At 65.3% G+C, this 13983-nt stretch carries 14 protein-coding genes; 7 read left to right on the forward strand and 7 right to left on the reverse strand.

Annotated elements, in window-relative coordinates:
- From QU481_RS06305 to QU481_RS06320, 4 genes are all read left to right on the forward strand, one after another.
- Window positions 1–933, forward strand: coding sequence for an alpha/beta hydrolase (locus QU481_RS06305; RefSeq protein ID WP_289829079.1), 933 nt, complete (start codon window positions 1–3; stop codon window positions 931–933).
- Window positions 930–2063, forward strand: coding sequence for a 3,4-dihydroxy-2-butanone-4-phosphate synthase (locus QU481_RS06310; protein WP_289829080.1), 1134 nt, complete (start codon window positions 930–932; stop codon window positions 2061–2063). The genes QU481_RS06305 and QU481_RS06310 overlap by 4 nt, the downstream gene beginning before the upstream one ends.
- A gap of 17 nt (window positions 2064–2080) precedes the next feature.
- Window positions 2081–2845, forward strand: coding sequence for an SDR family NAD(P)-dependent oxidoreductase (locus tag QU481_RS06315; protein ID WP_289829081.1), 765 nt, complete (start codon window positions 2081–2083; stop codon window positions 2843–2845).
- Window positions 2846–3048: 203 nt separating this feature from the next.
- A complete protein-coding gene (locus QU481_RS06320) occupies window positions 3049–3372 on the forward strand; it encodes a hypothetical protein (protein ID WP_289829082.1) in 324 nt (107 codons plus the stop codon).
- A 92-nt stretch (window positions 3373–3464) separates the two neighbouring features.
- Here QU481_RS06320 and QU481_RS06325 read toward each other — a convergent pair whose 3' ends face one another.
- Window positions 3465–4094 carry a LysE family translocator gene (locus QU481_RS06325; protein WP_289829083.1) on the reverse strand — a complete coding sequence of 210 codons (630 nt, stop codon included), beginning with the start codon at window positions 4092–4094 and terminating at the stop codon, window positions 3465–3467.
- A 101-nt stretch (window positions 4095–4195) separates the two neighbouring features.
- Window positions 4196–4825, reverse strand: a complete 630-nt coding sequence (locus QU481_RS06330; protein ID WP_289829084.1) for an alanyl-tRNA editing protein — start codon at window positions 4823–4825, stop codon at window positions 4196–4198.
- 94 nt (window positions 4826–4919) lie between these two features.
- Between QU481_RS06330 and QU481_RS06335 the strand changes: the two genes are divergently transcribed.
- A complete protein-coding gene (locus QU481_RS06335; protein WP_289829085.1) occupies window positions 4920–5852 on the forward strand; it encodes a LysR family transcriptional regulator in 933 nt (310 codons plus the stop codon).
- Window positions 5853–6873: 1021 nt separating this feature from the next.
- On the opposite strand, the gene QU481_RS06340 is transcribed toward QU481_RS06335, so the two are convergent.
- Together QU481_RS06340 and QU481_RS06345 are read right to left on the reverse strand one after the other, a co-directional pair.
- Entirely contained in the window at window positions 6874–7557 is a 684-nt protein-coding gene (locus QU481_RS06340) for an LrgB family protein (RefSeq protein WP_289829086.1), read from the reverse strand.
- Between the two features lie 3 nt (window positions 7558–7560).
- Window positions 7561–7941 (reverse strand): CidA/LrgA family protein, encoded by a 381-nt coding sequence (locus QU481_RS06345; protein WP_289829087.1) that lies wholly within the window; start codon window positions 7939–7941, stop codon window positions 7561–7563.
- A gap of 148 nt (window positions 7942–8089) precedes the next feature.
- Between QU481_RS06345 and QU481_RS06350 the strand changes: the two genes are divergently transcribed.
- The gene (locus QU481_RS06350; RefSeq protein ID WP_289829088.1) at window positions 8090–9007 is read left to right on the forward strand and encodes a LysR family transcriptional regulator; all 918 of its coding nucleotides are present in this window, start codon (window positions 8090–8092) and stop codon (window positions 9005–9007) included.
- Window positions 9004–9465 (forward strand): LEA/WHy family protein, encoded by a 462-nt coding sequence (locus QU481_RS06355; RefSeq protein WP_289829089.1) that lies wholly within the window; start codon window positions 9004–9006, stop codon window positions 9463–9465. The genes QU481_RS06350 and QU481_RS06355 overlap by 4 nt, the downstream gene beginning before the upstream one ends.
- A 194-nt stretch (window positions 9466–9659) precedes the next feature.
- Here QU481_RS06355 and QU481_RS06360 read toward each other — a convergent pair whose 3' ends face one another.
- The 3 genes from QU481_RS06360 to sucC all read right to left on the reverse strand — a co-directional run bounded on the left by QU481_RS06360 (window position 9660) and on the right by sucC (window position 13943).
- Window positions 9660–11552, reverse strand: coding sequence for a methyl-accepting chemotaxis protein (locus tag QU481_RS06360; protein ID WP_289829090.1), 1893 nt, complete (start codon window positions 11550–11552; stop codon window positions 9660–9662).
- 235 nt (window positions 11553–11787) lie between these two features.
- Window positions 11788–12675 (reverse strand): succinate--CoA ligase subunit alpha, encoded by an 888-nt coding sequence (sucD, locus tag QU481_RS06365; RefSeq protein ID WP_289829091.1) that lies wholly within the window; start codon window positions 12673–12675, stop codon window positions 11788–11790.
- Between the two features lie 101 nt (window positions 12676–12776).
- Window positions 12777–13943 (reverse strand): ADP-forming succinate--CoA ligase subunit beta, encoded by a 1167-nt coding sequence (sucC, locus tag QU481_RS06370; protein WP_289829092.1) that lies wholly within the window; start codon window positions 13941–13943, stop codon window positions 12777–12779.
- Between the last annotated feature and the right edge of the window lie 40 nt (window positions 13944–13983).

A 13983-nucleotide genomic window follows, 5' to 3' on the forward strand; every position in this document is an offset into this window, starting at 1 on the left:
ATGCCCCTCGACGCCCACGCCCAAGCGGTACTCGCCGCCTTCGCCGACCTGCCGCCGCTGGATGTATCCACGGTGACCATCGATCACTACCGCGCCTTTCTCGCCGCCGGTATGGCGCCGGCCGAGCCCGAAGCACTGACCGCGGTAAGCGACGTGGTCGCCGCCGGCGCGGCCGGGCCTATCGCCGCCCGCGTCTACCATCCGGACGGCGACGGGCCGCTGCCGGTGGTGGCGTTCTTCCACGGCGGCGGCTTCGTCTCGCTCGGTCTCGACTCGCACGACGCGCTATGCCGCCGGCTGGCCCGGCTGTCCGGCGCGCTCGTCGTGTCGTTCGACTACCGGCTCGCCCCCGAGCATCCGTTCCCGGCGGCCGCCCATGATGCGGTCGCCGCGCTGCGCTGGCTCCGCACCCACGCCGCCGAACTGGGGGGTGATGCGGCCCGCATCGCGGTGGCCGGCGACAGCGCCGGCGGCAATCTCGCCGCGGTGGCGAGCCAGCAGTTGCGCGGCGACGCCGCCGAGCCTTGCCATCAGCTGCTGTTCTATCCGGTGATCGACGGTGCCGCCGAGGCGGCCTCGTATCGCGAACACGTCAGCGTCGGCTTCCTGCCGGCGGAACTGATGCGCTGGTTCTGGCAGCAGTATCTCGCCGGCGCCGACGCGCATCACGCACTCGCCAGCCCGATCCGCTCGGCCAACCTCGCGGGCCTCGCCCCGGCCACCGTGTTCACCGCCGAATGCGACCCGCTGCGCGACGAGGGCGAGGCCTATGCCCGCGCGCTAGCCGCCGCCGGCAACACTGTGGAGCTGAAGCGCTGGGACGGCCAGTTCCACGGCTTCGCCAGCCTGCTCGGTGTGCTGCCCGCCGCCGACGCGGCCGTGGCAGAGGGCGCCGCCGCCTTGCGCCGCGCGTTCGCGACGGTGGCGGCATGAACGCCCCCCAGGCTTGCGCCGCGCTGCCGGTACTGGCGCTGATCGACGCGTTCCGCCGCGGCGAGCCGGTGCTGCTGCTCGACGACGATGGCCCCGAGTCCGAAGGCAGGCTGATCCAGGCCGCCTGCGCGGTCGACGAACGCTCGGTGACGCTGATGGCCAGCGAGGCGCGCGGCCTGGTCTGCCTGGCGCTCGGCGACGAACAACGGCGTCGGCTGAAGCTGCCGCTACTGGGTGAGCCCACCCGCCACGGCGAGCGCTTCGCGGTATCGATCGAGGCGGCCGAAGGTGTCACCACCGGCATCTCGGCCGCTGACCGGGCACTGACGATGCGGCTGGCCGCCGACCCGACCACCCTCCCGGAGCAACTGGTGCAGCCCGGCCATGTATTTCCGCTGATCGCCCATCCGGACGGCGTGTTGAGCGTCGCCGGCTTCGCCGAGGGCGCCTGCGACCTGGCGCGCCTCGCCGGGCTGGCGCCGGCCGCGGCACTGGTCGCGGTGCTCGACGAGGCCGGCGACGTCGCCCGAGGTGCCGAGCTGACCCGCTTCGCCACCCGCTTCGGCTTCGCCCGCGGCACCCTGGCCGAACTGATCCACTACCGCTTGCTGACCGGGGGCACGCTGTGCCGCGAGCTGGAACGCGAGGTGCCCACCCGCCACGGCCGCTTCCAGCTGATCGCCTATCGAGACGCGGCGGCCGACGCGCTGCACCTAGCGCTGGTGCTGGGCAAGCCGACGCCAGCCACCCCGACCCTGGTACGGGTTCAGGCGGCCGAGAAGCTGCGCGATGTACTGCAGCTGAGTGACGACGGCGCATCGGGCTGGAACGCCGATCGGGCCTTGGCCGCTATCGCCGCGGCCGGCGCCGGCGTACTGGTGCTGCTCGACCGGCACGAGGCGCCTGGCGACGTGCACGATGAGATCGAGCGAGTATCGAGCGGGGAACCCGCCCACGCCCCCCGTTTTGCCCATCGCATGGTTGGCGTCGGCGCACGCATCCTGCGCGACCTGAACGTTGGCCGGATGCGCTTGATGAGCCAGCCACTCGCCTACCGGGTGATCGCTGGCTTCGATCTGGACGTGAGCGAATTCGTCCCCTACCAGCCGGGCAACAACCCTGCACGATAACGACTGAGGAAATAAAGATGCCAGAACTGACAGGCAAGGTAGCACTGATCACCGGTGGCTCGACCGGCATTGGCCTGGCAACCGCCGAGCGCTTCGCTCGCGAGGGCGCCGCAGTGGTGATCGCCGACGTCAACGACCAGGCCGGCGAGGCGGCGCTCGACAAGCTGCGCGTGCTCGGTTCCGAGGCGCGCTACGTGCACACCGACGTGTCCAAGCCGGAAGACTGCGAGCGCATGGTCGCTGAGACCGTAGCCGCCCTCGGCCGGCTCGACTTCGCCTTCAACAACGCAGGCATCTCCGGCAGCGACCAACCGCTGCCCACCGCCGACTACGGCCTCGACCTGTGGCACAAGGTCATCAGCATCAACCTGTCCGGCGTCTACTACTGCCTGCGCGCGCAGATCCCCGCGATGTTGAAGAACGGCAGCGGCGCGATCGTCAATACCTCGTCGGTAGCCGGCCAGATCGCCTTCCCCGGCACCGTTGGCTACACCGCGGCCAAGCACGGCGTGGTCGGGCTGACCAAGGTGGTCGCCGCCGAGTACAGCGCGCAGGGCATCCGCTGCAACGCGATCGGCCCGGGCTTCATCGAGACGCCGATGTCGCAGAACGTGTTAGCCAGCGAACAGGCGCAGCAGTGGGTGCAGGCGATCTGCCCGGCGGCGCGCACCGGCCAGCCGGAGGAGATCGCCAATGTGGTGTACTGGCTGTGCCACCCCGGCTCATCCTACCTCACCGGCGCCTACCTGCCGGTGGACGGCGGCCTGCTCGCCAAGCGCTGAGTCGACTGTCCTGCCGCCCAAAGCCCGATGTCCACATCGGGCTTTGTCGTTTCAGCCAACGACGTTGACCGGCCCCCAAGCATCGCCGACGTACTCGCAGACAGGTATCGCGGCTTTATGCGTCGGCCACACTCCCCTACCATTGGGCACTGCCCGGACCCACCGGGCCATCAACAACAACATTCGCCAGCCGAGAAAACCCGATGAACAAACTGCTCCTGATCTCCGCCGCCGTGCTGAGCTTGGCCGGCTGCGCCGCCGCGAACAAACCGGCTGCTCCCACCCCGGCTCCGATTCCGGGCCCCGCTCCGGATACGATCGCCGGCAACGCCTGCAAGGCGGATGGCTTGGCCGACAAGACACTGGTCGGCAAGACCGAGCAGGAAGCCGGCGCGCTGCTTAACGGCTGCGCCTGGCGCCTACTCGAGCGCGACGGCCAGCGCCTGCCCGCGACGATGGACTACCGCCTGGATCGCCGCAACCTCGGCATAGCGAATGGCAGGGTGATCTGGGTGACCCGCGGCTAAGCGCCGCCCACCGCCGTTTCGCCACGGCCGGTTCACCAAGCAAAAAGCCCGACGAAACCGTCGGGCTTTTTATTCGGCCAAGCTCGGACCGTTCAGATCGACAACACCAGCCGCGTCGCGAATGCCACCAGGATCAACCCCATGAAGCGCTCGAACCAATGGCCCAGGCGGACGAAGCCGGCGCGCACCTTCGGGCTGGAGAACAGCGCGCTCACCAGCATGAACCAGCCGGCATTCACGCAGCACATCCACACGCCGTACAGCGCCTGCACCTTCAGCGGCGTGCGCGGGCTGACGATGGTGGTGAAGATGGCGAGGAAGAACAGCGTCGCCTTCGGGTTGGTGGCATTGGTCAGGAAACCGGTGCGGAACGCCTTGGACGCGGTCTGCCCGGCGCCGGCATCCTGCTCCGTCGGAGCCTGACGGCCCGGCTTGGCGCGCAAGAGCTGCACGCCCAGATACAGCACATAGGCGCCGCCGACCACCTTGGCCACTTCCACGAGCCACGGCGCGGCGTGCATCAGCGCGCCCACCCCGAGCAGCGTGTAGAGCACATGTACCGAGATGCCGGCGCCGATGCCCAGCGCGGTAAACATCCCGATGCGGCGACCATGACGCACGCTCTGGCTCACCGTCACCGCGAAATCGGGTCCCGGCGAGATCACCGCCAGCAGGTGCAAGGTGGCCAAGGCCACGAATTCGCCGAAATAAGCAGACAACATCACAACTCCAATTCAGAAAAGCGCAGGCAGGACGCACCCTGCCCGCCCCCAGGCTCAGCCGGGGTAGCAATCGAAGAAATTCAACGGGGATTTAAAGGAAGCTAGTCGCCGACGTCGTAGCTCACCGTCAACAGCCCCTTCTTCTCCCTGACGGCGCCGATGCGCACCGTGCCGATGGCCGACAGCCGAGCTACATGGGTGCCGCCGCAGGGAAAGGCCGGCAGTTGGCCGAAACCGATAGTGGGCATGGCGTCGCTAAGCGTGACGACGCGCGGCAAGTCGGTGCCGATCAGCTCGGCCAGTGCCGCCTCCAGCCAGGCCGCGTCGAACGGCGCCGCCCCAGGCTCGAGCAGGAAGGTCACCTTGCTCTCACCGGGCCGGTGATGGGCCTGCACCGGGCGATGGCCCATCGTCTGGCCCAAGTAGCCGATCAGGTGGCCGGCCGAATGCAGTCGGGTATGCAACTGCCGACGGTCGGCATCGATGCGGATCTCCGCGCTACCCGTTGCTACCGGTGCATCAATCTGGTGGCGAATCTCGTCGCCGTCCTGCAGCGTTTTCAGCACCCGGCTTGCGCCGATCCAGCCGCTGTCGCCCGGCTGGCCGCCGCCTTGCGGATGGAACAGCGTGCGGTCCAGGATGGCGAACCACTGGCCGTTTTCCTCGGCACAGCGGGTAACACAGGCTATCGCCTCGGTGTCGTCGCTGCTGAAGTAAAGGCGTTCGGTCATGGCGTTCACCACCGTGGCGTGGAAGGATGAGGCTCATTATGCCCAGCGCCGATCCGTGTGATAATCCCACTTCACCACACAATACTTGTGCATCATGGGAACAAATAACTCGCTCGCGCTGTTAACCGAAATGGCCACCTTCGTGCGCGTGGTCGAAACCGGCAGCTTCTCGGCTGCGGCGCGTCAGCTGGGCCTGACTCCGTCGGCGGTGAGCCGCCAGGTGGCGCGGCTGGAGCAGGCACTGTCCACCCGGCTGTTGGAGCGCACCACCCGCAAGCTGCGCCTGAGCGAAAGCGGCACCGAGGCGTTCAAACGCTGCCAGGAGATGGTGCAGGCGGCGCGTTCGGTGATGGACATGAGCGGCAGCTTCGGCGGCGAGGCCGAGGGGCTGGTACGGGTCAGCGTGGCCAAGGCGGTCGGCCGCTTCGTGCTGCACCCCCACATGCCGGAGTTCCTGCGCCGCTATCCCAAGGTGGACGTGCAGCTGATCCTAGAGGACCGCTACCTCGACCTGATCGACGACCAGGTCGACCTGGCGATCCGCATCACCGACCAGCCGCCACCGGGCCTGGCCGGCCGGCCGCTGATCCCGATCGAGCACCTGATCTGCGCCACTCGCGACTATCTGGAGCAGCGCGGCTGGCCTCAGCACCCGCACGACCTCGCCGAGCACAGCTGCATCTATCTGGGCGAGAACGCCAACGACCGGCGCTGGAAATTCCGCAAGGGCGCGGAAACGGTCACGGTAACGGTGCACGGCCGCTATATCGCCAACCACACCGAGGTGCGGCTGGAGGGCGTGCTGCAGCACCTTGGCATCGGCAGCCTGCCCTACTTCACCGCGCGCCGCGCGCTGGAGGCCGACCAGATCGTGCAGGTGCTGCCCGACTGGGACTTCATCGCCTCCTACTACGGCACTGCCTGGATTCTTTACTCGCCGACCCGTTACCTGTCGCCGAAGCTGCGCGTGTTCATCGACTATCTGGTCGAGTGCCTGGCCGACGAACCGAGGTTGCCGCGGCCCTGACATTCGTTCGGCCAACGTTGGCCGAACGTTTAGGGGCGTGTGCCTTAGAGCCTGTTTATGATCTCGCGAACGAAGGGTCAGCCAAGACGAAAGGGCGCGAAACAGCGGAATGTACATAGAGTACATGAGCATGTTGAGCGTCATTTCAACGCAGGATCACCCGAGTGCTGCAGATCGTAGGCTCTTAGGAACTGTTTCTGTGAATGGTGGCTTTGTCGGTCTCGCCCGACTGGCGAGTTCCTTTCTTTTGCTTCGCCAAAAGAAAGGAACCAAAGAAAAGGCGACCCCACGACGCCGGCCCGCTGACGCGGGCTGCCCTGCGGGCGCCACGGCCAACGGGCGGCTGCGCAACTCGCGCCGACTACGTCGGCACTCGAACAGTGCTCGCCGACTTCCCCCGTTGGCCGCGTCGTCCTCGGCGGCGTCGAAGGGGAAGAAGTGACCGTAGGCGACATCGGCGATATTTCACGGTAGTAAAACTGCAGGCAGTTCGGCTCAGCGACCGACTACTGGCTACCAACTTTTTAACCGTCCGAATCCACCTCCGCTGCAATCATCCTGCTTATCCCCTTTGCGCTGCCGAGCGATCGTCAAGCGGCCAGGTCTTAAGCCGCCGCATGTTCGAGTGGGCGGACGCTAGCCGCCCGCGAGTTCGGCGGCGCCTGGCCGCTTGGCAGGCGCGAGGGAAGCCGAAGGCCAGCGCATCGGGGGTCGCCTTTCTTTGCCTACTTTCTTTGGCGAAGCAAAGAAAGTAGGCCGCCCCGCCGGGCGGGACCGGCGCTGCTACATCCCCCACCAACGTTGGCTGAACAACATGCATCGCCAGCCCTTCGTCCAAAGAACCAAAAAAAAAGCCGGCCCACAAGGGCCGGCATCAAAGGGTTCTCATACAAGTACACAGGGAGAGAGGAGAAACGTACCGGCCGGCCTCCCAGACCGCCCGGCACCACACACCGGTTGATGCCGGTCATCCCGGCATCGCCCTCCCGGCCAGACGACCGGAAGCGCTTGCATTCATTGCTTATAGCAGGTGGCCCACCATCGGTGCGGCCAGCACGGTGGCCAGACCACCGAACATCATCGTCAGGCTGGCAACCACGCCTTCCTCGGCACCGATCTCGTTGGCCTTGGCAGTACCCGCCCCGTGTGCGGCGGCGCCGAACAGCGCACCCTTGGCCAACCGCGAGCGCAGCGGCAGCAGCGAAATCATCAACTCACCGATCAACATGCCGCACACACCGGTAATCACCACGAACACCGCAGTCAGGTTGGCCTCGGCGCCGAAGCTCGGCGCGGCGGCCAGCGCAAACGGGGTGCTGATCGAACGCGGCGCCAGGCTCTTCTGCAGCATGTCCGACAGGCCGAGCAGGCGGGCCAGCCACACCGAGCTGAGCATCGCCACCGGCATACCGACCGCAACGCCGGCCAGCAGCGGAAACCAGTGCTTGCGGATCAGCGCGCGCTGCTCGTAGATCGGCACCGCGAAGGCCACGGTGGCCGGACCCAGCAGCCAGCTGAGCCAGCGGGTCTCGCTGAAATAGGTGCTGTACGACACGTGCGTCGCCAGCACGCCGGCCACCAGAATCACCGGCACCGCGAACAGCGGCGACAGCCACCACACGTGGAAGCGCTTGTAGAGGCGCTTCACCACGAAATACAGCGCGACGGTAACGACAAAGCAAATAATGGCAATCAGGGTTTCCATGACTCACGCCTCACTATGCAGGTGGCGAAAACGGCGACGCACCGCGATTTCCAGCTTGTAGCAAGCATCGACCGCCAGCGAAGTCACCGTCATCACCAGCGCGGTCGACAGCACGATCACGATCATGATCTTCCAGCCCGCGTCGAGCATCAGGTCGGAATAATTGACCACCGCCACCACCGCCGGGATAAAGAACAGCAGCATTTCGGCCAGCAGCCAGCGCGCGCCGCGGCGGCACCAGTCGAGCGGCAGCCAGCCCATCGCCAGCGCGCCCAGCGTCAATACCATGCCGATCACACCGGCCGGCACGGCAGGAATCAGTTTCTGTGAAACATGACTGGCAGCCAGCCACACCACGCATAGCAGTGCAACCTGCGAAGGCATCACCAACCATTGTTTTATTGCGGGGGAACTGGCCGTCGTCATGATTTTTCACACACAACACAAGAGAGAGTGAGCAGAGTATAGCGAGCTCCAATTCATTCAATAAATGAATTAAAATTATCGAAATCATTCCAAAAAGGCATTCACCATGGACGTCCGCGCGCTGCGCTATTTCATCGAAGTGGTCCGCCAGCAAAGCTTCACCCGCGCCGCCGATGCGCTGTTCGTCACCCAGCCCACCATCAGCAAGATGGTGCGCCAGCTCGAGGACGAGCTGGGCAGCCCGCTAATCCTGCGCGAGGGGCGCTCGTTCCGGCTCACCGACGCCGGCCGTGTCACCCACGAGCGCGGTCTCGATGTGCTCGCGGCGATGAACCGGCTCAAGACCGAGCTCGCCGACCTGTCGGCGCTGGTGCAGGGCGAGCTGGTGGTGGGGGTGCCGCCGATGGCCGGTGGCGCCTTCTTCGCCCCGGTGGTGAACGCCTTCCGCCAGCGCTACCCCAAGGTCGAACTACAGCTGGTCGAGGACGGCGCGCAGGCGATCGAGAGCCGGGTACGCACCAGCCAGCTGGAGATCGGCGTCGCGGTGCTGCCGGTCGACCCGGCGGCGTTCTCGTCGATCAGCTGCATCCGCGACCGCCTCTGCCTGGTGGCACCGGCCGGCTCGCGCTGGCAGGGCCGATCCGGCGTGCGACTGAAAGAATTCGCCGACCAGCCGATGATCCTCTACCCCGAGGACTTCACCCTGTCGCACCGGGTGGCCGATGCCTACCGCAAGCTGGGCAAGCCGGTGAAGATCGCCGGCCGCAGCGCGCACTGGGACCTGATCGTCGCACTGGTCGCGGCCGGGCTGGGCCTGGCGCTGCTGCCCGAGCGAGTGATCCGCAGCGTCGATCGCAACCTGTTCGACATCGTGCCGCTCGATGACGAATCGCTGGTCTGGCACCTTGGCCTGATCTGGAAACAAGACACCTATCTGTCCCACGCCGCGCGCGCGTGGCTGGAGCTGACCCGCGAACTGCTGGGCGCCGGCCGCCCCGCCCCCCAACCTGGAGACCCCGCATGAAACGCCTACTCGCCCTTGCCGCCCTGCTCCTCGTCACTGGCTGCGCCAGCCTGTCGCTGCAGAAGCCGCAGGTCAGCGTGATCGACATCGAGCCCCAACAGGCCACGCTGCTCGAACAGAGCTTCAAGCTGACGCTGCGCCTGCAGAACCCGAACGACAGGCCGCTATCGGCCGACGGCATCGCGTTCCAGATTCGCCTGGCCGACAGCGACTTCGGCAACGGCGTCAGCAACGGCCCGATCTCGGTGCCGGCCTACGGTGATACCACCGTCGACGTGACACTGCACACCACGCTCGCCGCCTGGCTGCGCCAGGCCGGGCGCTTCCTCGACGGCCAGCACCAAAGCATGCCCTACGAGATCAGCGGCCACCTCAACGGCCTGAACGGCTGGGGCACGGTGCCGTTCAAGACCCAAGGAGAGCTGAAACTGCCCAAGGTGCTGTCCGCTCCGCAATGAACGCCCCCGACGGCATAAAAAAAGCGCCCCACGGGGCTAATGCCGTTCACTTAAGGAAAAAGCACCGCCCACCAAGGTGGAAAAACGGTGCTTTTTTGTTACTTCCAAGCGTTCTTCGAAGCTAAAACCCGGACTGAACGGCTTAAGTGAACGGCATTACCCCACGGGGCGCTTTTTCTTTGACTCTATCAGGCTCACAGCTTGAAGCGACTGAACGCAGTCTGCATGCTCTTGGCGGTGCGGTTCAGCACGTCCAGCATCTGCATCGCCGACTGCAGCGCCGCGTCCGAATCGACGATCTGGCCGTTGATCGACTCGGTGCTCTGCGCCATCGCGGAGGTGGCATTGTGCTGCTCGCCGGTCGACAGCGCGATCGCGCTAATCTTGTCGATCACCTGCTGCATGGTCACGCCGATCTGCGCCATGCGCTCGCGCGCCGACTCGGTCAGGTTGGCGCTGGTATCCACCGCGCCGACCGTGCCCTGCATATTGCTGACCGCACGGCCAGTCTCGGCGAGGATGCTCTCCACCGTGCCGCTGATTTCCACCGTCGCCTGGCCGGTGCGTTCGGCCAGCTTGCGCACCTCGTCGGCCACCACCGCAAAGCCGCGGCCCTGTTCGCCGGCGCGTGCCGCCTCGATCGCGGCGTTCAGCGCCAGCAGGTTGGTCTGGTCGGCGATGTCGCGGATCACATTGGTAATCTTGGTGATGTCCTGCGAACGCTGCTCCAGCGACTTCAGCAGCGAAGCCAGGTTGCCCACCGTCTGGCTGGTGCGCGACATTTCCTCGCTGATGCGCTGCATGTCGCCGGCGCTGGCGGTCGAGGCCTGGCCGGTTTCCTTGATCAGCTGGTCGGTCATCTGGGCGGTATCGGCGATGTGCGAGATGCTTACCGTCACCTCCTCGATCGCCGCGGCGTTCGAGCTGGAGATGTCTGCCAGACGGTGCGAATCGTGCGCCACGCGCTGCACGGTGCCGCTCACCTCGATCACACCGTTGGCCAGACTGACCGCCTCCTCGCGCAGTTCGCGGAACATGCCGTTCAGGCGCTGCACGAAGCTGTTGAACGCCTCGGCGGTCTCGGCCACCTCGTCGTTGCCGCTCACCTCGATGCGGCGGGTCAGATCACCCTCGCCCTGCGAGATCTCCTGCATCGCATCGCGCACCCGCAGCAGGCCCGCCAGCTGACGGCGCAGATACGCGCTACTCGCCACCAGCACCACGGCCAGCACCACGGCAGCCGCCAGCACGATCACCAGAATCAGATGATTGAGCGGTGCATCCACCTCGGCCTTGTCGACCGCCACGCCCAGGATCCAGTCCGCCCCCTCGATCGGGCTCAGACGCACCAGGAAGTCGTTGCCGTCATACGAAACCGTCTTCACCTCACCACTGTCGGCCAGACCCTTCACGCTGGCCGGGTCCAGCGCCGGGATCAGTTCGCTGACCGGCTTCAGGCCGAAGCCCGGCTTCGGGTGCACGATCACCTTGCCGTCGCGGGTCAGCAGGAAGGCATGGCCCTGACCGGCCAGCTTCACGCTCAGCACCGACTTTTCCAGCGCATCCAGGTAGATGTCACCACCGGCCACCTTCTCCTGGCCCGGCACCTTGCGGGCGATGGTCACCACCAACTGCCCCTTGTGTGTTTCCTGGGCATCCGGGTACGGCTCGGTCACCACCGCGTCCTGGCTGCCCTTGGCCTGGATGTACCACGGACGCGCCGCCGGGTTGTATCCAGCGTTCGGCTTGGTCATGCCCGTCACCGAGTACACCATCGATTGGTCGCTGCCATCGCCGATATAGGTGATGCTGAAACCACCTGCTTCGGCCAGCTGCGCAAGATACGCACTAGCCTGAGCAGGCTGCTCGTTGGTGTGGTGCAGCGCGGCATTCACCGCCTGCTTGCGGCTGGCGAGCCAGTTGGCGATAAAGCGGGACTCGCCCGACGCCACCTGCTCGATCTCCAGGCCGGCCTGGTGGTAGGCGTTCTGCCGCACATTGATGCAGGCAATCAGGGTGATACAGACCGTGGCAACCAGCATAGCCAGTGCCGTCAGCAGAGTGAGTTTGCTTCGTATGGATCGCATGACGAATCGGCTTTTTCTAGAGGTGGATTTGAAAGCCGATTATCACAGACTGCTTGGTTCTTTCTAAATAAATGATGACAAACGAGCATATAAATTCGACTGTATGCGGAACTTTTGCAACACCTCACGACCCGTTCCCCCGCTAAGCCCACACTAGCTCTATGCAAAACAAAAACGCCACCCGAAGGTGGCGTTTTCTCGACACGGCCAAGCTGAAGCCTGGCCGAAAACACGCTTACAGCATGCCTTTGGACTTGAGCAGTTCGACCATGGTCGAACCCAGCTCGGCCGGGCTGCGGGTGTAGGCGATGCCGGCCTTCTCGAAGGCGGCGAACTTCTCTTCGGCCGTACCCTTGCCGCCGGAGATGATCGCACCGGCGTGGCCCATGCGCTTGCCCTTCGGCGCGGTCACGCCGGCGATGTAGCCGACGATCGGCTTGGTCACATGCGCCTTGGCGTATTCGGCCGCTTCTTCCTCGGCAGTGCCGCCGATCTCGCCGATCATGATGATCGCTTCGGTCTGCGGGTCGTTCTGGAACAGTTCCAGCGCGTCGATGTGGCTGGTGCCCGGGATCGGGTCGCCGCCGATGCCGATGCAGGTCGACTGACCCAGGCCGAGCTTGGTGGTCTGCGCCACGGCTTCGTAGGTCAGGGTGCCGGAACGCGACACGATACCGATCTTGCCCGGACGGTGGATGTGGCCCGGCATGATGCCGATCTTGCACTCACCCGGGGTGATGATGCCCGGGCAGTTCGGGCCGATCAGGCGCACGCCGCCGGTGTTCTCGATGTAGCGCTTCGCCTTCAGCATGTCGAGGGTCGGCACGCCTTCGGTGATCACCACGATCAGGCCCACACCTGAATCCACGGCTTCGACGATCGAATCGAGCACGAACGGAGCCGGCACGTAGATCACCGACGCGTCGGCGCCGGTTTCACGCACGGCTTCCTTCATGGTGTTGAACACCGGCAGGCCCAGGTGCTGGCTGCCACCCTTGCCCGGGGTCACGCCGCCGACTACCTTGGTGCCGTAGGCCAGTGCCTGTTCCGAGTGGAAAGTACCGTTTTTGCCGGTGAAACCCTGCACCAGCACTTTGGTGTCTTTGTTTACCAATACGCTCATTCTTAAGACTCCTGTTCCGCTTTCCCCGCGCCCGCCCCGTTGCGCCGATGGCGCCCAGGCAGCTTGCGCGCTGAATCCGGAATCAAATAGTGGGTGGCAGGTTAGGCTTTAACAGCGGCAACGATTTTCTGCGCCGCATCAGCCAGGCCGTCGGCCGAGGTCAGTTTCAGACCCGACTCGTTCAGCAGCTTGGCACCCAGTTCGGCGTTGTTGCCTTCCAGGCGTACCACCACCGGCACGGTCACGTTCACTTCCTTCACTGCGGCGATGATCGCTTCGGCGATCATGTCGCAACGCACGATGCCGCCGAAGATGTTGATCAGCACGCCCTGCACCGACGGGTCGGCCAGGATCAGCTTGAACGCTTCGATCACGCGCTCTTTGGTCGCGCCACCGCCCACGTCCAGGAAGTTGGCCGGCTGGCCGCCGTACAGCTTGATGATGTCCATGGTGGCCATCGCCAGGCCGGCACCGTTCACCATGCAGCCGATGTTGCCTTCCAGCGCCACATAGTTCAGTTCGAACTCGGAGGCCTTCAGTTCACGCTCGTTCTCCTGCGACTTGTCGCGCTGGGCGGACAGGTCAGCGTGACGGTACAGTGCGTTGGAGTCGATACCGATCTTGGCATCGACGCAGGCCAGTTGGCCGTTCTCGCGCACGGCGAGCGGGTTGATTTCGAACAGGGCGAAATCGTTCTCGACGAAGGCGTCGTAGGCGCCCAGCATCAGGCTGGTGAACTGCTTGAGCTGCTCGCCCTTCAGGCCCAGCGCAAAGGCCACTTCGCGGGCTTGGCACGGCTGCATGCCGACCAGCGGGTCCACGGTCACTTTCAGGATCTTTTCCGGGGACTCGTGGGCAACCTGTTCGATTTCCACGCCGCCTTCGGTCGAGGCCATGAAGGTCACGCGGCGGGTGCCGCGGTCCACTACAGCGCCCAGGTACAGCTCGCGCTCTACCGGGTACATGTCTTCACACACCAGCACGCTGTTGACCGGCTGGCCGTTGGCGTCGGTCTGGTAGGTCACCAGGTTGGTGCCGATCAGGCTCTTGGCGACTTCAGCGGCTTCTTCGCGGCTCTTCACCACTTTCACGCCACCGGCCTTGCCACGGCCACCGGCGTGTACCTGGGCCTTGACGACGGCAAACTTGCCGCCCAGTTTGTCGTACGCAGCAGCGGCTTCTTCCGGCGTGGTGGCGAGAACGCCCAGTTGCACCGGCAGGCCGTACTTGGCCAGAAGCTCTTTTGCTTGGTATTCGTGCAGGTTCATCTAAATGGTTCCTCTCGGTGGAAACGATGGTCGGCTTTCG

It is taken from the genome of Crenobacter oryzisoli, assembly GCF_030385785.1.
In the GTDB taxonomy this organism is placed as follows: Bacteria; Pseudomonadota; Gammaproteobacteria; order Burkholderiales; family Chromobacteriaceae; genus Crenobacter_A; species Crenobacter_A oryzisoli.

Excerpts from the sequence above, each read along its gene's own strand:
- QU481_RS06305 (WP_289829079.1), top strand. The coding sequence starts at position 1 with ATGCCCCTCGACGCCCACGCCCAAGCGGTACTCGCCGCCTTCGCCGAC.
- QU481_RS06360 (WP_289829090.1), bottom strand. The coding sequence starts at position 11,552 with ATGCGATCCATACGAAGCAAACTCACTCTGCTGACGGCACTGGCTATG.
- sucD (WP_289829091.1), bottom strand. The coding sequence starts at position 12,675 with ATGAGCGTATTGGTAAACAAAGACACCAAAGTGCTGGTGCAGGGTTTC.
- QU481_RS06350 (WP_289829088.1), top strand. The coding sequence starts at position 8,090 with ATGGACGTCCGCGCGCTGCGCTATTTCATCGAAGTGGTCCGCCAGCAA.
- QU481_RS06330 (WP_289829084.1), bottom strand. The coding sequence starts at position 4,825 with ATGACCGAACGCCTTTACTTCAGCAGCGACGACACCGAGGCGATAGCC.
- sucC (WP_289829092.1), bottom strand. The coding sequence starts at position 13,943 with ATGAACCTGCACGAATACCAAGCAAAAGAGCTTCTGGCCAAGTACGGC.
- QU481_RS06315 (WP_289829081.1), top strand. The coding sequence starts at position 2,081 with ATGCCAGAACTGACAGGCAAGGTAGCACTGATCACCGGTGGCTCGACC.
- QU481_RS06345 (WP_289829087.1), bottom strand. The coding sequence starts at position 7,941 with ATGCCTTCGCAGGTTGCACTGCTATGCGTGGTGTGGCTGGCTGCCAGT.
- QU481_RS06310 (WP_289829080.1), top strand. The coding sequence starts at position 930 with ATGAACGCCCCCCAGGCTTGCGCCGCGCTGCCGGTACTGGCGCTGATC.
- QU481_RS06335 (WP_289829085.1), top strand. The coding sequence starts at position 4,920 with ATGGGAACAAATAACTCGCTCGCGCTGTTAACCGAAATGGCCACCTTC.
- QU481_RS06355 (WP_289829089.1), top strand. The coding sequence starts at position 9,004 with ATGAAACGCCTACTCGCCCTTGCCGCCCTGCTCCTCGTCACTGGCTGC.
- QU481_RS06320 (WP_289829082.1), top strand. The coding sequence starts at position 3,049 with ATGAACAAACTGCTCCTGATCTCCGCCGCCGTGCTGAGCTTGGCCGGC.
- QU481_RS06325 (WP_289829083.1), bottom strand. The coding sequence starts at position 4,094 with ATGTTGTCTGCTTATTTCGGCGAATTCGTGGCCTTGGCCACCTTGCAC.
- QU481_RS06340 (WP_289829086.1), bottom strand. The coding sequence starts at position 7,557 with ATGGAAACCCTGATTGCCATTATTTGCTTTGTCGTTACCGTCGCGCTG.